Here is a 21,654-nt window from a genome sequence, read left to right on the forward strand (position 1 = left end):
GATATGCAAAGCTACATTCAGCTATTTATGTGCGGCAATTTTGGCAGTTGAAGAAGAAAACAGTTGAAATCACAGTAGAAACGGCAACGAAATAGTAAAAATGAAGTCAGGGATTCGCGGTCCCTGGCTTTTTTGTATTGAAATATTTCTTTATAAGTCTTCGGAAAAATTTATGAGTCTTCAAACTTTTTTATAAGTCCTCAAAAAAATTTATAAGTCTTGAAATGCTTTTTATAAGTCCTCAGTTTTTAGACAGCACCATGCAATGACTATATATTCCAACGTTTTCTTTTATATGTTCAGGGAAGTATATTCTTAAAGACGCAAGGAGGTGGGATAGTGCTAAAAAAAGGTGATGTTGCACCTGATTTCACGTTACCGTCCACATTAAAAAAAGATATCTCATTATCAGATTTTAAAGGAAAGAAAAATGTCCTTGTGGCTTTTTATCCACTAGATTTCACGCCTGGCTGAATTAAGGAAATTACCTCTTGGAAAGAGGATTACAAACGCTTTGAAGATGCCAATACAGAAGTGCTTGCGATCAGTGTTGATCACATATACTCACATAATGTTTTTGCGGCAGCTCTAGGAACCTTGCCTTACCCACTTTTAGCCGATTGGCACAAAAAAGTAACAAGTAAGTTTGGTGTTCTTAACGAAGAAGATGGAACTGCTATTCGATCATGTTTTGTTATCGATCAAAAAGGTGTTGTTCAATTCAGCAACCATACGTTTGATGCGAATGAAAAGCTTCAATATGAAGAAGTATTTAAAGCTTGTGAATCATGTGGAAAAGGAGATTAGCTGTGGACCAGGAACGTAAGAATCACGAACCCGTTGAAGATCCGACTGCTCACGCAGAACAAGAGATCAACGCTTATTTTTATGATGAGAAACAACAAACCGATGGCCATCCCACTGATTATATGAATAGTGAGATGCCAGCTATTAATATTGCTAAACCTGATGATGAAAAATAAGGCTGCTTTTTAGCAGCTTTTTTATTTTGTGGCTTATTTCTCATATCTTTTGAAACCGGCAACACATAAGCAATGTTGTGGTACTATATAAGCAGAAGTATGCTGATATAGGAATAGGAAGGAACAGCTGAATGAATATTTTTTTAACTGGAGCAACTGGTTTTCTAGGTGGTCGCTTAATTCAAAATTTAGCGCGTGAAGGTCATACACTTTATGTGTTAGCGCGAAACTTACAAAAAGCTGAACAGCTTCTTCACAAGACAGCTGATTTGAACGGCGTTATTCATATTATTCAAGGGGACATCACAGCTCCTCACTTAGGTATGACGAAGGAAGCGGAGCAAGAGCTTACAGATAAAATTGATGTATTTTATCATATGGCTGCCCTAGTGAAATTTGACTTAGACCTTAAAGATGAACTTTTTCAAATAAATTATACAGGCACTCAACATGCACTTCATGCTGCAAAGAACATGGGGGTATCGCATTTTTATTATGTAAGCACAGCCTATACACTTGGCAAAGACGAATTTGCTAAAGAAGAATTGCATAGTCTGAGCAATGATTTTAACAATCCGTATGAAGAAAGTAAATGTAAAGCAGAGCACTTATGTATGGAGTTCACAGATCGTTTTAACGTAAGTATCTTAAGACCGGCGATCATTATTGGTGACTCTAAGACAGGAGAAGCGGACTCTAAGTTTACGCTGTATGGATTACTCAGAAGCCTTGAGGTCTTTAAGAAAAGGTTTCAGAGAAAAGGAATGGGAGATCGCGTCTTCCACTTATTGTGTGAAGAAGGCAGTACGCAGAATCTTGTTCCTGTCGATTATGTAGCGGATGTTTTATCTGGTGTTTTAAAAAAGGGAAGAGAAACAAAGATCTATCATATTACAAATAACAATCCGCCGCTTAGTGCAGATGTTTTTCAGGTTATGAGGGAAAAAGCGGGACTTGAGCTGTTTAAGCTTGCTCCGTACGATTATGAGCCATCTCTTAATGAAGAAGAACAGCTTCTCAACAGCGTGATTGATGTTTATAAAAATTACTTGAACAGAAATATTACGTTTGATGACAGCAATACGCAACGAATGCTAGAAGAAATAGAAGCTGCACCCCTTCAGATGGATATGCCGATGATCAAACGGATCATTGAGGGGTATCAGAACGCTTCTGCCCAAAAATAAAAATATGCATCTATTTACATTTTATGCATATACTGCTATAGTGTAGAAGTAAAGTAACTAATCTTAACGAAACCCAAGGAGGTATGTATGATGAGACAACTTAATGGATTGACTTCAGAGAGTGTAATTTATGTACAGCCTATTGGGACAATGAAGAATCGCAAGTAGTTTTTTGCGTATGTAATATCTTCTCTTAAATTTGTCATTTAACCATGGGCTGTACAACAGTGCCATGGTTTTTTATATGAAGAGGGGTATTTGTGTACCTTTCTTTCGGTAAAGAACCTAAGTATGTATATTTAGGTTCTTTTTATTTTGCAAGAAAGACTTTTTACTAAATCATTGTTTCTAAGAAGTAATTTTTGTTCCTTTTTCTCCTTTGAAAAGGTGATTGTAGTGTAAGGTGGGAGACTCCTGGGGGATCAGCGGGACAGGTGAGACACCTAAGGGCGCCAAGCGTCGAGGTGGCTCACCGCACGCCCCCCGGAAAGCGAGCGCCTGGAACGGAAATCAACCACATACTAGGACAACATTGTATTAGGAAAAGTTTTATAAAAAATGACAACATTTATTCGGAGGGTATTACATTGAATTTAAAATCATTAGGTTGGAATCAAACATTTGAAGAATCGTTTAAAACATATGAAAATCAAGATCTTGTTCCAGGAAGAATAAGTGTAGAGCATAAAGGACTCTATAGTGTTCTAACGGAGCATGGTGAATTATTAGGTGAAATCACAGGCAAGATTCGCTTTAATGCAACAGGGCGTCATGATTTCCCAGCAGTTGGAGATTGGGTAGCTGTTCAGGCTATTCCACAAGAAGGAAAAGCTTACGTCCACGGAATCCTGCCGCGCAAAAGTAAGTTTTCTCGCAAAGCAGCCGGTTTAACAACGGATGAACAGATTGTTGCGACAAACGTAGATACGGTCTTTTTAGTAAATGCTCTAAATCAAGACTTCAACCTTCGAAGACTCGAGCGCTATTTATTAATGGCGTGGGAAAGCGGTGCGACTCCATTTATCGTTCTAAGCAAGGCTGATCTTTGTGATGATGTTCAAACGATATTAGATGAAGTGGAAACTATTGCGTTTGGAGTTCCGACATTTGCAGTTAGTGCAGAAACAGGTTTTGGTCTTGAGGATCTGGCAACTTATATTTCAGAAGGGGAAACCGTTGCTCTATTAGGTTCCTCAGGTGTTGGGAAATCCACGCTTGCAAACAAACTTTTCGGGTCAGAGGTATTGAAAACGAACGTTATTCGTGAAGAAGATGGAAAAGGAAAGCATACGACCACGCATCGTGAACTGCTTGTTCTTGATCGTGGTGGAATTTTAATCGATACTCCAGGAATGAGAGAGCTTCAATTGTGGGAAGGTGACAGCAGCTTAAGCCAGAGTTTCCAGGATGTTGAAGGATATGCGGAACTATGCCGTTTTCGTGATTGTAAACATCAAAATGAGCCTGGTTGCAAAGTGCAGGAAGCGATTGAAACAGGTGAGTTAAAGAAAGATCGATATAACAGTTATGTAAAACTTCAGCGTGAATTAGCTTACTTTGCTCGCAAAGAAGATCAGAAGTTAGCGAATGCCGAAAGAGCAAAATGGAAAAAACTCGCTGGTGACCGCACGCGCGTTCATCGTAAATAATTGAAATGGAAGAGGAATGGTTTTATAACCACTCCTCTTTTTTTGCCTATTGATACTGATAGATTAACTTTCAAGTATTAAAAAGGATTTTCATAGGGAAACATCAAAATAAGAAGAATGAGGAGGGATGAGATTGGCACAAGTATTTACGATACAAACGCATCAAAGAGATGAGATGTATGAGATTACGAGTACATTGGAGGCTTATCTAGAAGAGCAGCGTGTAAACGATGGTGTGATGTACATATATTGTCCGCATACGACAGCAGGAATAACAATTAACGAGAATGCCGATCCAGATGTTGTTCATGATATGTTAATGCGCTTGGATGAGGTGTATCCGTGGGAACATCCTAAGTATCGTCATGCTGAAGGAAACTCTGCTTCACATCTTAAAGCAAGTACCGTTGGGTCTTCGCAAGTGGTATTTATTCAGAACGGCAAGCTCCTCTTAGGAACATGGCAAGGTGTTTATTTTTGTGAGTTTGATGGTCCACGAACTCGAAAGTATCACGTTAAAATATTGAACAAATAAAAGTATTTATTAAAGACTCACTGTCTCTAACAGTGAGTTTTTTTTATTCCTACTAAAGTTCTAGATGGGCGAACTATAAAGAAATATGTTGAATAATAGGGAAAACTTTTAAATTTAACATAAAAATTCTATTTTTCCAAAAATTTAGTTGTCTAATCCCTTTTCTTCATGTACTATTTTTTTAAATAGTGGAAATTATCATAATATTCAAAACAAGGGGGATTTTAGGTGGGGATTAAGAGAGGGTTAAAAGTATTAGCGGTTTCTGCATTATCACTAGGACTTTTGGCAGGTTGTAATTCTTCTGGCGGTTCAGAAGGAAGCAATGGAGGGGGCGGAAGCGGAAAGGTAATTAAAATCGCGACTCAAACTCCTTTGTCTGGCGGTAGTGCAACACTAGGGGAATCTATTAAGCTTGGTGCGCAACTGGCGCTTGAAGAGAATAAGAAGAAGTTTGAAGACTTAGGGTACAAGCTTCAGCTTCAGCCGTATGATGATCAAGCAGATCCTAAAAAAGGTGTAGCAAACGCACAGCTGATTGGTTCAGATAAATCAATCCTAGGGGTAGTGGGTCACTTAAATTCAGGCGTATCCATCCCGTCATCTGAAGTTTATGAAAAATATAAAGTGCCGATGGTTTCTCCAGCAAATACTGCGACAGAGGTAACGGATCGTGGACTTAAAACAGTGAACCGTATCGTAGCACGTGATGATTTCCAAGGTCCTGCTGGTGCAGACTTTGCGATCAATAAATTAGGAGCTAAGAAAATTTTTGTTATCCAAGATAAAACAGCATACGGAACAGGTCTTGCAGATGCGTTTAAAAAGGCAGCTGAGGATGCTGGAGCAGAAATTCTTGGTTACGAAGGAATCACCGTTGGTGAGAAAGACTTTAACGGTGTACTTACACAAGTATTATCAAAGAAACCTGATTTAGTGTTCTTTGGTGGATTATACACAGAAGGTGGGCAGTTGATCAGACAAGCTCGTGACAAAGGAATTAAGATTCCATTCATGGGTGGAGATGGAATGGATTCTTCTACTCTAGTTGAGATCGCTGGTGATTCTGTAAAAGACGTTTATTATACTTCTGTAGCAGCTGATGCAAGCAAATCAACAGAAGGCAAAGATTTCTCTTCAAAATACAAAGAGAAGTTCAACAAAAACGTAGAGTCTTATTCAGCTTATGGCTATGATTCTATGAGCGTACTATTAAAAGGACTTGAGGCGGCGATCGAAGGAAGTGACGGAGATCTTCCAGCACGTGAAAAAGTAGCAGAAGAAATCCGAAAGATTCAAGATTTCCAAGGTGTTGTAACAAAAGTCGGGTTTGATGATATCGGTGATAACAAGTTTGCAAAAGTCTACATCTACAAGTTCAGTGAAGCTAAATATCCAGGCGTTCAAGAAGGCGAAATCAGTAAGTAAACTTATGTTTACAAGAGAGGGAATGACCCCAACGGCCATGTCCCTCTTCTTTTTTACATACTCCCCAGACGTGAAAGAGAGGAATATTTATGTTAGCTGAAATTTTACAAAGTCTGCCACAAGTTCTTGTAGATGGAATCGCTCTTGGTGCGATTTACGCCGTTATTGCACTCGGTTATACGATGGTTTATGGAATATTAGAGCTCATTAATTTCGCCCACGGTGAGATTTTTATGACCGGAGCTTTTATTGGCGTTGCAATGCTGATTCTTATGACAGGAATGGGCTGGTTGGCAGCGATGCCTGCCATTCTTGCTTTGATTCTTGTTTTGGTTGTTACGTCGATCTTAACCGGTTTCATGGGGGTTGGAATAGAGCGTATGGCATACAGACCGCTCCGAAATTCACCTAAACTGATCACGTTGATCTCAGCGATCGGTGTATCGTTCTTGCTGCAGGATCTCGTTCGTTTTATTACAGAATACAAAAGAGGAAATTATATCTTAACTGGTCCATCCATGTTTAATGAGCAGTTTTCCATTAAATTTTCTAGCATCTCCTCTTCGTTCAGTGATGCTTTCTTTAAAACGTCTACATTGATCCTGATTATTGCAGTAGTGATCATGATGATTGGACTGGACTTTTTCGTCAATAAAACGAAGTGGGGCATGGCGATGAGAGCAGTGGCTCAAGATCGTGAAACAGCTTCGCTTATGTCGATCAATGTGAATAGAGTGATTTCGTTGACCTTTTTTATCGGATCAGCTCTAGGTGGAGCAACGGGTGTACTGTTTGCTGTGCAATATGGAACGATCGATCCTTATATCGGTTTTATTCTAGGATTGAAAGCATTTACGGCTGCAGTACTCGGAGGCATCGGAAATATCCGTGGTGCTATGGCAGGTGGACTCATGTTAGGAATTCTAGAAATGTTTGCTGCTGCCAATCTCCAGCTATTAACGGGTGGTATCTTTGGTGCAGAGTATAAAGATGTATTTGCGTTTGCCATTTTAATCGTCGTATTGATTTTCAAACCAGAAGGACTGTTTGGCAAAGCAGTTACTGAGAAAGTGTAGGTGAAGAGCGATGAATAAGCTGACAAGTAAATTAAAAGGCAATAAGCTGGCACAAATTATTCTGCTCGTCCTTTATGTCCTGATTACCTCGTTGAGCCTATATCTTGCTCAAGCATCTGTCACAGCTTTTCTGCTGCTGTTGTTCTCGTTATTGCTTCTGTACTATACAGAGCTGCCAGACCGTCTAAAATGGTTGATCGCAGGGGTCGTTCTCATCGGCGTAATACCTTTTGTATCAAGCACTGGACCAGGTTATCAATCTTACATGGAAGTGGCTACAGTTGTAGGTATCTATGTAGCGATGGCATTGGGACTTAATATCGTAGTTGGTTTAGCAGGCTTATTAGACCTCGGATTCGTCGCATTCTTTGCGATCGGGGCGTATACGTATGGGATCTTTGCAACAGGACAAGCTGCTAACTTTATGCCGTTCGGAACGTTCCCGTTATCGGGTGAAAGCTTTTGGATCTTTATTTTAATCGGATGCTTTGTAGCTGCACTTTTCGGTGTCTTATTAGGTATTCCTGTACTTCGTGTAAAAGGAGACTACCTAGCGATCGTTACGCTTGGTTTCGGTGAGATCATTAGAATTGTATTCAATAACCTTGATAAGCCGGTGAATATTACGAATGGAGCGATGGGGTTAGCTTCAGTTAAGCCTCCAGAGATCTTCGGTTATCAGTTTGTATATCCGAATCAATTCTACTTTATTGTTCTTGCTATCTTGTTTCTTGTCATTCTAGCTGTTAGAAGATTTGAGTTCTCAAAAATAGGAAGGTCTTGGAAAGCAGTTAGAGAAAATGAGATCGCTGCACAATCGATGGGTATTCACCTTGTGCGTACGAAGCTTTTAGCATTCGCAATCGGAGCTTCTTTTTCAGGAATGATGGGGGTTGTTTTTGCAGCGAAACAAACATTCGTTGATCCGACAAGTTTTACACTACTAGAATCTATCACTATCCTAGTAATGGTTATCTTAGGAGGCATGGGCAGTGTGCCAGGTGTAATCCTCGGTGCAGCAGTCATTACTATTCTAAATCTACAGGTACTGACAGAGGTAACAAATTATTTAAATCAGTTGAGTCTCGACGGTGTGATCAGCTTTCCAGAAGCACTCGCTCCTGCAAAAATGCAACGCTTTATCTTTGGCGCGATTTTAATCATATTTGCCATCTATCGCCCTCAAGGGTTAATACCATCTAAAAATCCTGTGTTTGATGAAGAGTCTCTTAAAGAAGGATCGAAGAAGCACAGAAAAGAAAAGATTACGGTTGAACCTGACAAAGGGTTTCAGGCATAGGAGGCGGTATAAAGATGTCCATATTAACAGTTAGTAATCTTACAAAACAGTTTGGCGGACTTGTTGCCGTTAATTCAGTGGATATGGCAGTGGAAAAAGGTTCGATAACTGCTGTAATCGGACCGAACGGAGCAGGCAAGACTACCTTTTTTAACCTGATCACAGGGGTATACCAGCCTGACAATGGGAATGTGCAACTCGGATCAACTTCTTTAGTAGGGTTGAAGCCACACGAGATTTCCCGGCACGGAATTGCTCGTACGTTCCAAAACATCCGTCTTTTTTCAAACATTACCGTTCTTGAAAATGTAATGGTAGGTTTGCATAAACAGCTGAAAGCGGGAATTGTCGGTACTTTGTTTCAAACAAAAAAAGTAAGAGAAGAAGAACAGCTGGCGAAAGAAGAAGCTTACCATTGGCTAGAATATGTCGGCCTTGCTAAACATCTGAACGAAGATGCACAGAATCTATCTTATGGAGCTCAACGCAGGCTTGAGATCGCGCGTGCACTGGCTACAAAACCTAAACTTTTGTTGCTAGATGAACCAGCAGCAGGGATGAATCCGAGAGAAACGCGTGAGTTAACGGAGTTTATCCATCGAATGAGAGAGGACTTAGATGTAACGATCGTTTTGATCGAACATGATATGAAGCTAGTCATGGAGATATCTGAACAGATCTTTGTTTTGGATCATGGCGAAAAGATCGCTGAAGGAAAGCCTGCTGAAATCCGTAATGATGTAAAAGTGATTGAAGCTTATCTTGGAAAAAGTGCCGTAACACCAGCGTAAGGAGGAGAACGATGAGTATTCTGCAATTAAAAGATATTAACACATATTACGGTGGTATCCATGCGCTAAAAGGTATCAGCATTTCTGTAGAAAAAGGGGAAATCGTTACATTGATCGGATCGAACGGAGCGGGGAAATCAACGACTTTAAAAACGATCAGCGGACAGGTTCTCCCGAAAACAGGTTCTGTTATCTATGAAGGAAAAGACATCTCGAAACAACCTGCCCATATTACTGCTCAAACGGGTATTGCACACGTTCCTGAAGGAAGAAGGATTTTTCCAAGACTAACGGTAAAAGAAAACTTAGAGATGGGTGCTTTTATTGTAAAAGATAAAAAGGTCATCAAGGAACGTATGGAACAGGTCTTCGACTATTTTCCAAGGTTAAGAGAACGATTGACTCAAAAAGGAGGTACGATGAGTGGCGGTGAGCAGCAGATGCTCGCTATGGGTCGTGCCCTTATGTCAAAGCCGCGTCTATTGTTGCTTGATGAACCTTCAATGGGATTAGCTCCTGTTATCGTAGAACAAATTTTTGATATTATTAGTGACCTTAATAAAGAAGGAATGACGATTCTTCTCGTTGAACAAAACGCGTTTCAGGCTCTTCAAATTGCAAATCGAGGATATGTACTTCAGACTGGAGAGATTGTGATGGCTGGTCAAGGGAATGAGCTCATTACAAATGAGTCCGTTCGAGAGGCTTATCTGGCTTAACTTAAATGAATATATTTTAGTGTTTCTTTGTTGCTTTTGAAAGTAGTTTATTTCCGTTCCAGGTGCTCGCTTTCCGCGGGGCAGGCGGTGAGCCACATTTGTACGTTTCACTTTTAAGTGTCTTACCCGCCCGCCTGTCCTAGCCGAGAGTCTCGCACCTTCCACTCCAATCAACTAATCAGTGATGAGAAATCAAGAATCCTCTTATTGTAATACTTCTAAGATGGTATTTTTGTTCAGATTCGAAGGTGTTTTCTTGTCGTTGCAGGAGCTCGCTTTCCGCGTGGCGTTCAGCTTTTAAAGACTGCATGCTAAAAAAGTTATTTCTGACATTCAACAACATAGTTAACAGAACAAATAAAACCGGGAATCAACCTGGTTTTATTTTTTGTGTATATTTCCCCTTTATTATTGGATGAAATTGTTATACCTTTAAAAGGAAGACGAAAGGGGTATGATTCATGATTAAAGTACTCTTTGTATGCTTAGGAAACATATGTCGATCTCCTATGGCGGAGGCGATTTTTCGAGATCTCGTAAAACGAGAAGGATTATCTGAAATTATTACAATTGATTCTGCTGGAACAGGAAACTGGCATGCAGGAGAACCGCCTCATGAGGGAACTAGGAATATCTTGAGAGAAAACCGAATTTCCTATGAAGGTCAAAAAGCGCGCCAAGTTAAAACCAAAGATTTAACAGATTACGATTATATCATTGGTATGGATGCTGAGAATATCGGTAACATGCATAGGATGGCGGGGCAAACCCAAACAGGTATGATCGCAAGACTAATGGACTTTGTACCTGAGGTTGAAAAAGAGGATGTTCCAGATCCGTACTTTACAGGTAATTTCCAAGAAGTATATGATCTTGTGACAATCGGCTGTGAGAGACTCTTAGTAGAAATAAAAAATAGAGAATCGTTATAATCAGGAGGATATCGGATGGGTGAAATTCGTCAATTATCATTAGAACAAGAAGTGCGTGATGCTTTTCCGGTTATAAATCAGCTTCGTACACATCTTTCAGAAGACCTTTTTTATGAACTTTTTTTACAGATGGAGAAAGAAGGCTACACGCTGTTTGCCAATATTCATGAAGGGAAAATCGTGGCTTTGGCAGGTTTCGCTATGCTGACCAATCTTTATGACGGCAAGCATATTTATTTGTACGATCTGATCACTGATTCCAACGAACGATCAAAAGGATATGGTGAGGAACTTCTAGCATTTTTGGAATCTTTTGCTCTTCAAAATAACTGTAACTGTGTTGCGTTAAGTTCGAATGTGAACCGTTTAGACGCTCATCGTTTTTATACAGATAAGATGAATTATGAGATGCCGAGCTATGTGTTTAAAAAGAGATTTTAAATAAGCAGACGGTAATCGTAAGCGAGCATAAATTCCTACCAGCGATCTATAAATTTTGAGAACAAATAAAATAATCAACACGAATAGAAGAACCAAGATCTTTATGCAATTTCAAAAAACCTAATAACTATTGTAACAAAGCAAAAAGCTGGCTAAGGAAGATCATATGATGATCGACCTTAGCCAGCTTTTCTTTTCGAAAAAGATTATGTTTTAGTAAATCTTATTAAGCACGGCTACGCATACTGCGCATGATCCAGCTTACGATAAGTACTACTACAACTGCACCGATAATAGCTGGAACGATTGCAAATCCTGCTACCATTGGTCCCCAATCACCTAATAATAATCCACCTAACCATGCACCAACAAAACCTGCGATGATGTTACCGATGATTCCGCCTGGTACGTCACGCCCTGTTAAAAGACCTGCTAACCAACCGATGATTCCTCCAATTATAAGTGCCCATAATAAACTCATTTAAAATTCCTCCTTTTTTTTGTAGGTTGTAATATGGAATTATTCTTAAGTTACCCATTATAAAAAATTATAAACTTATCCTGAAAAAAGTTTTTATCACCCTAAGGAAGGGGAAAGATAAAGGGAAATGTATAAAAATAAGTAAGGGGTGAGAGGAACTTTGACGTTATGGCATATACTCAAACATATGAAAGCCAAAGCATTTGGAATTGAATTCATGCATGGTTTTCAAAGAGGAGATGTAACAGGACTTGCAGCACAGCTTGCTTATTATTTTCTGCTTTCGCTGTTCCCTTTTCTTATCTTCTTATTAACGCTTGGCGCCTTTTTTATAGAACCAAAAGAAGCGCTCGACCTGTTAGAGCACTTCGTACCATCAGAGGCGATGGATTCTGTTAGAGAAAATTTACTTGCTGTATTAGAAGGAAGAAGTGGTGGCCTTTTATCAATCGGTATTCTAGCTACGATTTGGTCAGCTTCTAATGCGATTAATGCTGTAATCAAGACTTTAAATGAAGCATATGGAGTTAAAGAATGCCGAAGCTTCATAAAAACAAGGTTATTGGCTATATTCTTAACGTTTGGCGTTATTTTCGCTTTTGTTGTTGCACTCGTTTTCCCTGTATTCGGAAAGATGCTTGGGAACGCAGCCTTTTCCTATTTAGGTTTAAGTGATGAGTTCCTGCAGATCTGGGGAGTGTTACGGTGGTTGATTAGTTTCCTCATCATCGCTACTGTTGTATCTGTTCTATATTACTTAGCTCCATGTAAAAAGCTGAAATATAGTGAGATCTGGTACGGTTCACTAGTTGCTACATTCTTCTGGCAGATCGTATCGTTCGGTTTCGCCTTTTATGTTGACCATTTTGGCAATTATTCTGCAACTTACGGAAGTATTGGAGCGATCATTGTTCTTATGCTTTGGTTTTATCTCACTGGTATCGTCTTATTATCTGGAGGCGTCTTAAATGCCACGTTTCATAAGTTTAAGATTGATTTTGCCAAGAAAAGGGGCTTGTTAAAGGCTGAATCCTAGGAAAAACTATACATACCTTGTCGTTAAGGAGGTATTATTGATATGGGAAAAAGCAACAAACAGACCCACAGCAATAAGAACAATAAAAATGATAGTCAACACAAAACAAGTAAATCCTCGAACAAAAAGAATGACTTTCATTAACCTAAATACGAACAAGTATGAAGCTGTCCTCTTAGCAGGGCGGCTTTTTTGTTTGTTAAGAAAGGCAGTGAAAAAGTACAGAAGAAGTACATGTTTTGAATGGATTCTGCGAAGTGTGTATAGGTAACGGAGAAAAGTTTGTGTCTTTTACCTGTATCTCCTTAAGAGCTTTGCATGTTACACTAAAAAGGCACTTATGGGAACTTCTTTAAAAGGCAGGAGAAAAGGCAGTATGAAAAAAGTTAGATTCATCTTTAGCATTTTAGGTACACTTGTTTTTATCGTATATATGGCAGTCTTAATTAAAGCCACTCTTTTTTCATTTAATGAGTATGTATATGGTAGATCCGCTAATCTTGTTTTGTTTGACAGCATAAGGCTGATGTGGAGAAGTGAGGATGATTGGCTCATCCTGAAGAATATCATCGGAAATGTGCTCTTGTTCGTACCATTTGGTTTGTTGCTGCCTTTAATTTACCGAGTGTTTAATTCTTGGCGTTTTATCTTCATTTTTGGTTTTGGTACAAGTTTCATTATTGAGGTTCTTCAATATGAGTATTTCAAACGAATATTCGATATTGATGATATCTTTCTTAATGGTATGGGAGCAATGCTAGGACTATTTTTATACAAGTTTTTAGCGATGATCTTCCGATGGATCGAGCGATTATTAAAATAAAGCAAATACTATAAAATAAACCGGGCAGCGATTACAGCTGTCCGGTTTTTGTTTGCTTACTTAGTTTCTTTTCCTAGTACACGGTTAACACGCTTTGTTAGCATCTTCATGCCATCTCCACCAGCTTGGTAATGACGAAGCTTACCTTCTGCATCAAAAACATAATAAGCTGGCACATACTCGTTTTCAAACGCGTCAGTTAAAGCATGATCATTGTCCACAAAGATTGGCTGTGTAATATCGTGTTCTGCTGCTACTTCTTTAATTTGTTCGATATCCAAATCTTTTTCTGAACGAGGCATATGAACCGCAATCACGTTCAGTTCGTCTTTATAGTCATCTCGAAATTGATTAATGTTAGGCATCGCATCTTTACATAGTCCACAGCTTACAGACCAAAAGTGAATAAGCGTTGGTTTATTTCCGATCAAGTCACTTTTCGAAACTTCACCATTGATCCATTGTGTAGCACCATTAAGTTCTGGCATATCCGAACGTAATCTCATCATAAAAATATCTACTCCTTGTTTTTGAAGATAGTTTAATTTATCTAATGTCTAGTTTAAAGGTTGAACAACTAAAGTCAAAAATCCTGCTTTACTAATATGGTATAAAAAGAAAAATTTTATTTCTAAGCGGTTTTAGACTTTATCGCGATCTCATGTTTATTTTTGATAAAAAGAATCGGTAAGCATAGGACAAATAACATACCACAGATCGCAAACACAAAAGCACCTCCATCAAACCAGCTTATGAAGCTTCCGCCGATCATAGGACCAGACATGCTTCCGATGCTAAAGCTGATACCTGCTAAGATATTTCCTGCAGGAAGATGGTATTTAGGAAGCAGGTCACTCATATATGCGATACCAAGAGAAAACATTGATCCAACAAACATTCCGGATATAAAGAACAGACTGATCAGAAGCCAAAAGTTATTCATGCTCCAGTATGTTGCCAGGAACGAGAAGAAACCCGAAACAAAAGAAAAAATTAAGATTGGTTTCCTACCCAACTTGTCGCTGAGAATGCCGAGTGGCAACTGGAAGATTAGGCTGCCTAATACGAAGGCTGGCAGCAGAACTGCTACCCAATCCAAGCTGATTCCGTTACGAAGTGCAAAAACGGGAAAAGACCCATGAAGAGTCGCTTCTAAAAAGCCGTAACCAAATGGTGGCAATAAGGATACCCAAGCTAACTTCAAAACATCTTTATAACGGTCGATGGCTGTTATACCAGAAGTTCGAGCAGATTCTGTTTCAGGTCTTTCGTTTCGAATCGTCGTCATTAGAAGAAAAGAAAGAAAACAAAGACCGGCAGCAAGCCAGAAAGGTAGGTTTTCGTTTACTTCAAGCATCTTTGTCATTAGAGGTCCGATTCCAAATCCTGCTCCAAACGCAATCCCATATATAGAGATATTTCTGCCTCTCTTTTTTTCTGGGCTGCTTGTCGTAATCCAAGTTTGCGTAGAGAAATGCAGCATATGATCACCAATACCGATCAAGAGCCGTAATACAAACCAAAACCAAAATACTTTCCAAACAGGAAACATAGCAAAACAGAGTACAACAGCTAAAAGTCCTGCTAATATGAGTGGTTTATAGCCAAATTTTCTAAGAGGCTTCTCAATAAACGGAGAAGCGATCAAGATACCTATATAAAGTGCTGTTGCGTGGAAACCGTTTAATGAAGCAGATGTACCGTCCTGTTCAAAGATGACTGCAATTAAAGGAAGCAGCATACCTTGAGCAAAACCTGATATAAAAACAATGCTGACTAGAACTGAAAATTTATACGTAGAAAGCTGCATGAGCGTCTCCTTTTCAAAACAAACTAAAACCATTGTACAATGGAAAACATAAAAAGTTGAGTGGAATTTTATGAAGAGGAATGATTAATCTTGGAATTTAAAATGACTGAAAATGGATTTGAAGCGAATGTAGAGTATGGAACACTTGAGATAAGTGGAAATGCTGAATATGGTTATCGGCCATTTCAACTTCTTGTTTCTTCTATAGCTGTATGCAGTGGTGGAGTTCTTCGGAAAGTATTAGAGCGTATGAGAATGCAGTATGATGACATCACTGTTCAAGCAAAGATCAACAGAGTGGAAAAAGAGGCAAACCGAGTATCGGACATTCACCTTCACTTTTTGATCAAAGGGAAAGAATTATCAGAAGAGAAGGTCGAGAAAGCATTAAACGTAACTCGAAAAAACTGTTCTATGGTGCAATCTGTAAAAGACAGTATAAATATCACGGAAAGTTTTGAAATTCTATTGTCAAATGAGTGCCCTGATTCACTATAGAATTAGGGTTTTTTATTTTCCAACAAAATCCGGAGAGATCTAAGCAGGGAACATGGATAAATTTTATCGGTTAGAAAAAAATAGGGGAAAGGAGGATGTTATGAAAAAGAGAATTTTTATTATGTTATTTATCATGCTTTTTGTGTTATCCAATACAGCACTAGCAGCTGAAAAAACAAAGCAACAACCAGAACAAAAACAAAAACAAACAGAAAAGATAGAAAAAGCTGCTCCAAAAGCAGATGTAAAAATACCGAGTTCGGTTCTTAGCATATCCAAAGAGAACACATATCCTAACTCAGCTCAAGATCTTCCTTACTTAGAACCGAGTAAGCTTGCGAAAGCTATGCTTAAAACATCGGACGTTCCAATCACAAATCCAGATTTAATTCGTTTATTGAATGAGTCAACGATAAATGGATCGAAAGTAGCTTTTTGGTACCGTGCAAAAATCTACTTAGGTCAATGGCCATTGTCTTATCAATCAACAGAGACGACTGTGAACTGGGAACACCAACAAATCAATACGAACCGTTTAGACAACAGAGGTGCAAAAGCAGTTGCAAAACTGTCTTATAACCAAACGGCTCATAAAAAAGTAAGTGGTGGTCTTACAGCATCAATTCCAAATAGTGAAGCGGTTCAAAAGATGATGCTCATCACAGCAGCAGAAAAGTCAAAGCTGCCTTTATCGTTTCAGACAGCTGTTGGCGCAGGTACAAAGAAATCAAACGTATACCATGTATCACCAAAACAGGTAGGATATTTAGATAGTTATGTCCCAGCGGTTAATGAAAGAGGACGAGTTACTTACGGAGAAGTGTATATCGTTTTAAAAGGCGGTAAAAGAGAGATCGTTATTCAAAACGTTACACAACAAGGCATTGGTGCTTGGATTCCCGTTCAAGACCATGTATCTTTTAGTTTTCATACAAGCAATATGTAAAAAAGGACAGCTCCTTAATCAGCTGTCCTTCTTTTTTGCGTATTAAAGTCATATCCAAGATGGTGCTGAGTTCCAAGAAAGCTTCATTGAAAAGTTAATTGGAGTGTAAGGTGCAAGACTCCTGGGGGATCAGCGGGACAGGTGAGACTCTTAACAGCGCAAAGCGCTAAGAGGCTCACCGCACGCCCCCCGGAAAGCGAGCACCTGAAACGGAAATTAACACTATCAGGCTATACTTAACAATGATCCACCCATTGTTCGCTCCAGTCTTGAATGGCATTGATGATTGTTTTTAAAGAATTACCTTTATCCGTCAGTGAATACTCAATTCGCACAGGTGTCTCTGGGTAAACGTTACGCTTCACAATTCCCACAGACTCCAATTCCTTCATCCGTTCCGTAAGCATGCGATCACTCATTTCGGGAATCTGGGATTTGATGTCTTTGAACCGCTTAGGGCCATCCATCAAAACGCGAATGATGAGTCCTGTCCATTTTTTTCCGATAATATCCATGGCTACTTCGTACTTCGGACACATCGTGCTATAATCCATTATCATTCACCTCAATCTATATGAAAAAACGATGCTTTTTCTACAGTCTATATTTGCCTTCTATTATACGGTTTAAACTTACTTTTGTAAAGTTTATAACTTTTTAACGCTTTAAAGCTTCGAGGTGTTATTTTTAAAATCTACTTCTTTATAATAAGAATGTTTTACAAGTACGTTCGGTCCTAAACATTGAACAGCAGGGCAATGGCAGCTTAGTTCTTTAGCAAGCGCTGATTGATTCCATGCTTCATAAGCATCGGGTAAGCTCGTATCTTTTATATTTCCAAGTGCAGGAGCATCTCCAAAGTCTGTCACGATAATATTGCCATCAAATAAGTTGATATTTAATCGTGATCTTCCATCAGGGTCATTACGCACTGTAACATTTTCTTCTCTTTGAAGTCTTCTAATCAACCTTAAGTCCTCTTCGTCTTCGGAGCAAGCATAGAAGGGAAGAGTTCCAAATAGCATCCATGTGTTCTTATCACGAATATCGAGTAGATGATGAATACTTTCACGCATTTCCTGTAGAGAGATTGTTTCCAAAGTACTCGCGAAATCGCTCGGGTACATAGGGTGAATCTCATGACGCTGGCAGCCCATCTCAAGAACATGTTTATGTATCTCTTCCAAGTAGGGCAACGTCTTCTTATTTAACATCGTTTCAGCAGATACCATCACACCAGCTTTTGTTAAAGCTTGTGCGTTTTCAACTAAGCGGGTAAAATAAGCTTCACGTTGTTCAACAGAAGGCTTCTTTTCCATCATGGCAAAACCTGTATCAGAAAATTCCTCCACCGTTCCCCAGTTATGGGAAATGTGAAGCACATCCAAATACGGAATAATTTTTTCGTAGCGTGCTAAATCTAAAGTTAAATTTGAGTTGATCTGAGTACGTGCACCACGTTCTCTTGCGTATTTTAATAGTGGCACAACGTAATTATTTACTGATTTTAAGGAAAGCATCGGCTCACCGCCAGTAATACTGAAAGCTCTTAATTGAGGAATCTCATCAAGACGTTTGATGACAAGGTCGAGCGGAAGAGGTTCAGGATCTTTTGTTTGAAGCGTGTATCCGACAGCACAGTGGGCACAACGCATGTTACACAATGTGGTTGTCGTTATCTCTATATTGGATAGCTGAAGTTTTTTATGTTCACTCATATCTAAATAAGCTTCCCACGGATCATTCTTTGGGGTTATCGCTTTTAATTCGGTTTTTAACACCATCATACATCTCCTTTGCGACCATAAATGGACAGTATCTATCTTAACCGAACCCACATTAAAGAAAAAGGATAATATTCTGTTGGCAAAATCGGTTGACCTTGTTAAAGTAGAAGGGATGGAAAGGAGAGATCAACATGGGTAACTCTATTCAGGATAAATCCTCTCAAAAAGAATATATTAAAAATCGTATTGACTTATTAGTTGATGTTTTAGATTCTATAGATGCTGAAACAGCAGGAATTGAAGAGATCGACCGAATCATCGGAATGCTGGATGACTTAGAAGAAAAGTGCAAACAGTTCCGTCACGATTGGGAAGAAAAATAAGCTCGAAAACCGTTTCTTTATTAAAGAAGCGGTTTTTTTTGTTATAATGAACTCATTAATAATTTTGATTACGCTTACAATAGCAAGTCATAAAGGGGTAGTGAAGAGATGGAGAAATTTCAAGAAAGCATGTACAAGCTGATTGTAGAAACATCAACGAAATTGCCAAAAGACGTTCGCCGTGCCATTCTTGCAGCTAAGCTAAAGGAAAACGCCGGAACACGTGCTGCGATGTCTTTAGATACGATTACGGATAATATTTTAAAAGCTGATGAAAATGTTTCACCAATCTGTCAGGATACGGGACTTCCTACTTTTAAAATCAAAGTTCCTGTAGGAGCGAACCAGATTAAGATGAAAAAAGCGATTCGTCAAGCGATTGCGGATGCAACAAAAGATACGAAGCTTCGTCCGAATTCAGTTGATTCGATCACTGGAGACAACAGTGGAGACAACCTAGGAGACGGGACGCCTGTTATTAAATTTGAGCAGTGGGAAGAAGATTATATCGATGCGCGGCTGATCTTAAAAGGCGGCGGTTGTGAGAACAAAAACATTCAATATAGCCTTCCTGCTGAGTTAGAAGGCTTAGGACGAGCGGGACGTGATTTAGACGGTATCCGTAAATGTATCATGCATTCTGTCTATCAAGCTCAAGGTCAAGGCTGCAGTGCCGGTTTTATCGGTGTTGGAATCGGGGGAGACCGTACATCAGGGTACGAGCTAGCTAAAGAGATGCTATTCCGTTCGGTAGATGACGTTAATCCGAATGAAAATCTCCGTAAACTTGAAGAGTATGTGATGGAGAACGCGAATAAGCTCGGTATCGGTACGATGGGCTTTGGCGGTGAAACGACATTACTTGGCTGTAAAGTTGGTGTGATCAATCGTATTCCAGCGAGTTTCTTTGTATCAGTAGCTTATAACTGCTGGGCTTATCGTCGTTTAGGGGTAAAACTTAACGCTGAAACGGGAGAAATTCAAGATTGGTTGTATACAGAAGGCGAAGAAGTGGACTTCACTAAAGCTGAAGAGGAAGCAGCTGCAGCTGTTGAACAGCAAGAAGAAAAGACGAGAAGTGTCACACTTGAAGCTCCTATTACCGAAGAGCAAATCCGTGAGCTAAAAGTCGGAGATGTTGTGACGATCAACGGGATGATGCATACAGGTCGAGATGCTATTCATAAACATTTAATGGATAATCCTGCTCCAATCGATCTGAACGGTCAGATCATCTATCACTGCGGACCAGTAATGGCAAAAGACGCTGAAGGAAACTGGGTTGTAAAAGCGGCAGGACCGACTACAAGTATTCGTGAGGAACCATACCAAGGTGATATTATGAAAAAGTTCGGAATCCGGGCAGTTATTGGTAAAGGTGGAATGGGTCCAAAAACATTAGCAGCTCTTAAAGAACATGGTGGTGTCTATTTGAACGCTATCGGCGGTGCTGCACAATATTACGCAGAGTGTATGGAAAAAGTTGAAGGTGTCGACCTGATGGAATTCGGTGTTCCAGAAGCGATGTGGCACATTCGCGTTAATGGATTTACAGCTGTTGTAACGATGGATTCACATGGAAACAGTCTTCATGAGCATGTGGAGAAATCATCACTACAAAAGTTAGAGCAGTTTAAAGATCCCGTATTTAAATAAAATGAATGTGTGAGCCACAGTTCTGATAGGGAACTGTGGTTTTTTTTTTTGCGTTTCGGATGTCGAAATTTGTCTATATCTGTAGACTCGTGGATAAATCGCAAAAACTTTAGGATTGGGCATCAAAACTTGTGGATTGAAGCAGAAAACTTTAGGATTGGGCATCAAAACTTGTGGATTGAAGCAGAAAACTTCTGGATTCATCATAAAAACTTAGGATTTCCGCACACACCGGGACATTTGATATCACCAACTAGACTCGTTTCCTTTATATCCCTAGCATGGTTTTCTACAATTACAACAAAATAAAGGTATAGGTTGTCGCTTGAAGGAGGAAGTTTAATGAGAATCAATCGGCTCCTGTGCCTAATATTGGTTTCAATCATATTTTTCACACAAACACATGTTATTTATGCTCAAAGAGGCGTATCCAATCAAAGACTAGAATGGTACTTTGAGAAAAAAGGGGAAGAAAAGCCTCCTGTTACAGATTATATGGAGCTCGTCCACAAATACGATAGCCTTTTTATTGGAGATCCTGCCAAAAAAGATATCTATTTAACCTTTGATAATGGATACGAAAACGGTTATACCGACAATGTTTTGGATGTGTTGAAAAGGAAGAAAGTACCTGCAGCCTTTTTTGTAACCGGACAATTTATGAAGACTCACCCTCACCTAATAAAACGAATGGCTGAAGAAGGGCATATTGTAGGGAATCATTCTTATTACCATCCAGACCTTACCCAAGTGTCTGATGCACGATTAAAAAACGAGCTTGAAAAAGTAAAGATCAGATATACGGAAATAACGGGAAAAACCGATATGAATTATATTCGGCCTCCAAGAGGAGTGTTTAGCGAAAGAACGATCATGCTCGCTAAACAAGAAGGTTATACACATGTGTTTTGGTCTCTTGCCTTTTTAGATTGGGAAACCAATAAACAGCGTGGTTGGCAATATTCATACAACCAGATCATGAAGCAGATTCACCCAGGCAGTATCATGCTTTTGCATACAGTTTCTAAAGACAATGCAGATGCACTTGAACGCACAATTGAAGCTCTTCAAGAAAGAGGCTACACATTCAAAAGCTTAGACGACTTACAGCTTAAGAAATCTGTGCCAACTCCATTATTATTTAAATCTTAAAAACACTTTTGCATACTTTGCGAAGGTGTTTCTTTTTGTATTAAAAAGCATACAAAAAAACGCTTAAACCTATGTTTGAGAAGACAGTGGTTTAAGCGTTC

General features: G+C 39.3%; 24 protein-coding genes. 19 read left to right on the forward strand and 5 right to left on the reverse strand.

What is annotated here, in order from left to right; genetic code table 11:
- Nucleotides 1–339 precede the first annotated feature (339 nt).
- From HU823_RS18660 to HU823_RS18715, 12 genes are all read left to right on the forward strand, one after another.
- Entirely contained in the window at nt 340–807 is a 468-nt protein-coding gene (locus HU823_RS18660) for a redoxin domain-containing protein (protein WP_370630131.1), read from the forward strand.
- Nucleotides 808–809: 2 nt separating this feature from the next.
- Nucleotides 810–983 carry a hypothetical protein gene (locus HU823_RS18665; protein ID WP_186320641.1) on the forward strand — a complete coding sequence of 58 codons (174 nt, stop codon included), beginning with the start codon at nt 810–812 and terminating at the stop codon, nt 981–983.
- A 131-nt stretch (nt 984–1,114) separates the two neighbouring features.
- Complete coding sequence (locus HU823_RS18670) at nt 1,115–2,170, forward strand: SDR family oxidoreductase (RefSeq protein WP_197222998.1); 1,056 nt, start codon at nt 1,115–1,117, stop codon at nt 2,168–2,170.
- A gap of 587 nt (nt 2,171–2,757) precedes the next feature.
- Nucleotides 2,758–3,819 (forward strand): ribosome small subunit-dependent GTPase A, encoded by a 1,062-nt coding sequence (gene rsgA / locus HU823_RS18675; protein WP_197222999.1) that lies wholly within the window; start codon nt 2,758–2,760, stop codon nt 3,817–3,819.
- A 133-nt stretch (nt 3,820–3,952) separates the two neighbouring features.
- Nucleotides 3,953–4,354: a secondary thiamine-phosphate synthase enzyme YjbQ gene (locus HU823_RS18680; protein WP_137791554.1), complete on the forward strand. Its 402-nt coding sequence runs from the start codon at nt 3,953–3,955 to the stop codon at nt 4,352–4,354.
- Between the two features lie 228 nt (nt 4,355–4,582).
- Nucleotides 4,583–5,782, forward strand: a complete 1,200-nt coding sequence (locus tag HU823_RS18685; protein WP_197223000.1) for a branched-chain amino acid ABC transporter substrate-binding protein — start codon at nt 4,583–4,585, stop codon at nt 5,780–5,782.
- An 89-nt stretch (nt 5,783–5,871) separates the two neighbouring features.
- Nucleotides 5,872–6,858: a branched-chain amino acid ABC transporter permease gene (locus tag HU823_RS18690; protein ID WP_066391085.1), complete on the forward strand. Its 987-nt coding sequence runs from the start codon at nt 5,872–5,874 to the stop codon at nt 6,856–6,858.
- 10 nt (nt 6,859–6,868) lie between these two features.
- Complete coding sequence (locus HU823_RS18695) at nt 6,869–8,158, forward strand: branched-chain amino acid ABC transporter permease (protein WP_144703953.1); 1,290 nt, start codon at nt 6,869–6,871, stop codon at nt 8,156–8,158.
- A 14-nt stretch (nt 8,159–8,172) separates the two neighbouring features.
- Nucleotides 8,173–8,949, forward strand: coding sequence for an ABC transporter ATP-binding protein (locus tag HU823_RS18700; RefSeq protein WP_144703948.1), 777 nt, complete (start codon nt 8,173–8,175; stop codon nt 8,947–8,949).
- 11 nt (nt 8,950–8,960) lie between these two features.
- Nucleotides 8,961–9,668, forward strand: a complete 708-nt coding sequence (locus HU823_RS18705) for an ABC transporter ATP-binding protein (RefSeq protein ID WP_144703945.1) — start codon at nt 8,961–8,963, stop codon at nt 9,666–9,668.
- A gap of 461 nt (nt 9,669–10,129) precedes the next feature.
- Nucleotides 10,130–10,600 (forward strand): low molecular weight protein-tyrosine-phosphatase, encoded by a 471-nt coding sequence (locus tag HU823_RS18710; protein ID WP_144703942.1) that lies wholly within the window; start codon nt 10,130–10,132, stop codon nt 10,598–10,600.
- Nucleotides 10,601–10,615: 15 nt separating this feature from the next.
- Complete coding sequence (locus HU823_RS18715) at nt 10,616–11,041, forward strand: GNAT family N-acetyltransferase (protein ID WP_197223001.1); 426 nt, start codon at nt 10,616–10,618, stop codon at nt 11,039–11,041.
- Between the two features lie 226 nt (nt 11,042–11,267).
- On the opposite strand, the gene HU823_RS18720 is transcribed toward HU823_RS18715, so the two are convergent.
- Nucleotides 11,268–11,522, reverse strand: a complete 255-nt coding sequence (locus HU823_RS18720) for a GlsB/YeaQ/YmgE family stress response membrane protein (protein WP_066391095.1) — start codon at nt 11,520–11,522, stop codon at nt 11,268–11,270.
- A 160-nt stretch (nt 11,523–11,682) separates the two neighbouring features.
- Between HU823_RS18720 and HU823_RS18725 the strand changes: the two genes are divergently transcribed.
- Nucleotides 11,683–12,558: a YihY/virulence factor BrkB family protein gene (locus HU823_RS18725; RefSeq protein ID WP_231607548.1), complete on the forward strand. Its 876-nt coding sequence runs from the start codon at nt 11,683–11,685 to the stop codon at nt 12,556–12,558.
- A 376-nt stretch (nt 12,559–12,934) separates the two neighbouring features.
- Complete coding sequence (locus HU823_RS18730; protein ID WP_144703936.1) at nt 12,935–13,381, forward strand: VanZ family protein; 447 nt, start codon at nt 12,935–12,937, stop codon at nt 13,379–13,381.
- Nucleotides 13,382–13,437: 56 nt separating this feature from the next.
- On the opposite strand, the gene HU823_RS18735 is transcribed toward HU823_RS18730, so the two are convergent.
- Nucleotides 13,438–13,887, reverse strand: a complete 450-nt coding sequence (locus tag HU823_RS18735; protein WP_144704488.1) for a TlpA disulfide reductase family protein — start codon at nt 13,885–13,887, stop codon at nt 13,438–13,440.
- Between the two features lie 125 nt (nt 13,888–14,012).
- Nucleotides 14,013–15,191, reverse strand: a complete 1,179-nt coding sequence (locus HU823_RS18740; RefSeq protein WP_231607549.1) for an MFS transporter — start codon at nt 15,189–15,191, stop codon at nt 14,013–14,015.
- A 90-nt stretch (nt 15,192–15,281) separates the two neighbouring features.
- Here HU823_RS18740 and HU823_RS18745 point away from each other — a divergent pair, with 90 nt between their 5' ends.
- Both HU823_RS18745 and HU823_RS18750 read left to right on the forward strand, forming a co-directional pair.
- On the forward strand, nt 15,282–15,689 hold the full coding sequence (locus tag HU823_RS18745; RefSeq protein ID WP_197223003.1) for an OsmC family protein: 408 nt from the start codon (nt 15,282–15,284) through the stop codon (nt 15,687–15,689).
- 100 nt (nt 15,690–15,789) lie between these two features.
- Complete coding sequence (locus HU823_RS18750) at nt 15,790–16,635, forward strand: YfkD famly protein (RefSeq protein ID WP_197223004.1); 846 nt, start codon at nt 15,790–15,792, stop codon at nt 16,633–16,635.
- Between the two features lie 236 nt (nt 16,636–16,871).
- On the opposite strand, the gene HU823_RS18755 is transcribed toward HU823_RS18750, so the two are convergent.
- Nucleotides 16,872–17,189, reverse strand: coding sequence for a winged helix-turn-helix transcriptional regulator (locus HU823_RS18755; protein ID WP_066243338.1), 318 nt, complete (start codon nt 17,187–17,189; stop codon nt 16,872–16,874).
- A gap of 111 nt (nt 17,190–17,300) precedes the next feature.
- The gene (gene yfkAB / locus HU823_RS18760) at nt 17,301–18,419 is read right to left on the reverse strand and encodes a radical SAM/CxCxxxxC motif protein YfkAB (RefSeq protein ID WP_144703922.1); all 1,119 of its coding nucleotides are present in this window, start codon (nt 18,417–18,419) and stop codon (nt 17,301–17,303) included.
- Nucleotides 18,420–18,553: 134 nt separating this feature from the next.
- Here yfkAB and HU823_RS18765 point away from each other — a divergent pair, with 134 nt between their 5' ends.
- The 3 genes from HU823_RS18765 to pdaA all read left to right on the forward strand — a co-directional run bounded on the left by HU823_RS18765 (nt 18,554) and on the right by pdaA (nt 21,553).
- On the forward strand, nt 18,554–18,745 hold the full coding sequence (locus tag HU823_RS18765; RefSeq protein WP_066243343.1) for an SE1561 family protein: 192 nt from the start codon (nt 18,554–18,556) through the stop codon (nt 18,743–18,745).
- A 108-nt stretch (nt 18,746–18,853) separates the two neighbouring features.
- A complete protein-coding gene (locus HU823_RS18770) occupies nt 18,854–20,401 on the forward strand; it encodes a fumarate hydratase (protein ID WP_144703919.1) in 1,548 nt (515 codons plus the stop codon).
- Nucleotides 20,402–20,749: 348 nt separating this feature from the next.
- A complete protein-coding gene (gene pdaA, locus HU823_RS18775; protein WP_370630135.1) occupies nt 20,750–21,553 on the forward strand; it encodes a delta-lactam-biosynthetic de-N-acetylase in 804 nt (267 codons plus the stop codon).
- Nucleotides 21,554–21,654 lie beyond the last annotated feature (101 nt).

The sequence above is a fragment of the Fictibacillus sp. 18YEL24 genome, from assembly GCF_015903855.1.
In the GTDB taxonomy this organism is placed as follows: Bacteria; Bacillota; Bacilli; order Bacillales; family Fictibacillaceae; genus Fictibacillus; species Fictibacillus phosphorivorans_C.

Bases quoted from the DNA above. Each gene is read 5' to 3' on its own strand.
- HU823_RS18710 (WP_144703942.1), top strand. From the start codon at position 10,130: ATGATTAAAGTACTCTTTGTATGCTTAGGAAACATATGTCGATCTCCT.
- HU823_RS18740 (WP_231607549.1), bottom strand. From the start codon at position 15,191: ATGCAGCTTTCTACGTATAAATTTTCAGTTCTAGTCAGCATTGTTTTT.
- HU823_RS18700 (WP_144703948.1), top strand. From the start codon at position 8,173: ATGTCCATATTAACAGTTAGTAATCTTACAAAACAGTTTGGCGGACTT.
- HU823_RS18755 (WP_066243338.1), bottom strand. From the start codon at position 17,189: ATGGATTATAGCACGATGTGTCCGAAGTACGAAGTAGCCATGGATATT.
- HU823_RS18735 (WP_144704488.1), bottom strand. From the start codon at position 13,887: ATGAGATTACGTTCGGATATGCCAGAACTTAATGGTGCTACACAATGG.
- yfkAB (WP_144703922.1), bottom strand. From the start codon at position 18,419: ATGGTGTTAAAAACCGAATTAAAAGCGATAACCCCAAAGAATGATCCG.
- HU823_RS18730 (WP_144703936.1), top strand. From the start codon at position 12,935: ATGAAAAAAGTTAGATTCATCTTTAGCATTTTAGGTACACTTGTTTTT.
- HU823_RS18670 (WP_197222998.1), top strand. From the start codon at position 1,115: ATGAATATTTTTTTAACTGGAGCAACTGGTTTTCTAGGTGGTCGCTTA.
- HU823_RS18750 (WP_197223004.1), top strand. From the start codon at position 15,790: ATGAAAAAGAGAATTTTTATTATGTTATTTATCATGCTTTTTGTGTTA.
- HU823_RS18715 (WP_197223001.1), top strand. From the start codon at position 10,616: ATGGGTGAAATTCGTCAATTATCATTAGAACAAGAAGTGCGTGATGCT.
- HU823_RS18770 (WP_144703919.1), top strand. From the start codon at position 18,854: ATGGAGAAATTTCAAGAAAGCATGTACAAGCTGATTGTAGAAACATCA.
- HU823_RS18690 (WP_066391085.1), top strand. From the start codon at position 5,872: ATGTTAGCTGAAATTTTACAAAGTCTGCCACAAGTTCTTGTAGATGGA.
- HU823_RS18705 (WP_144703945.1), top strand. From the start codon at position 8,961: ATGAGTATTCTGCAATTAAAAGATATTAACACATATTACGGTGGTATC.
- HU823_RS18720 (WP_066391095.1), bottom strand. From the start codon at position 11,522: ATGAGTTTATTATGGGCACTTATAATTGGAGGAATCATCGGTTGGTTA.
- HU823_RS18765 (WP_066243343.1), top strand. From the start codon at position 18,554: ATGGGTAACTCTATTCAGGATAAATCCTCTCAAAAAGAATATATTAAA.
- HU823_RS18695 (WP_144703953.1), top strand. From the start codon at position 6,869: ATGAATAAGCTGACAAGTAAATTAAAAGGCAATAAGCTGGCACAAATT.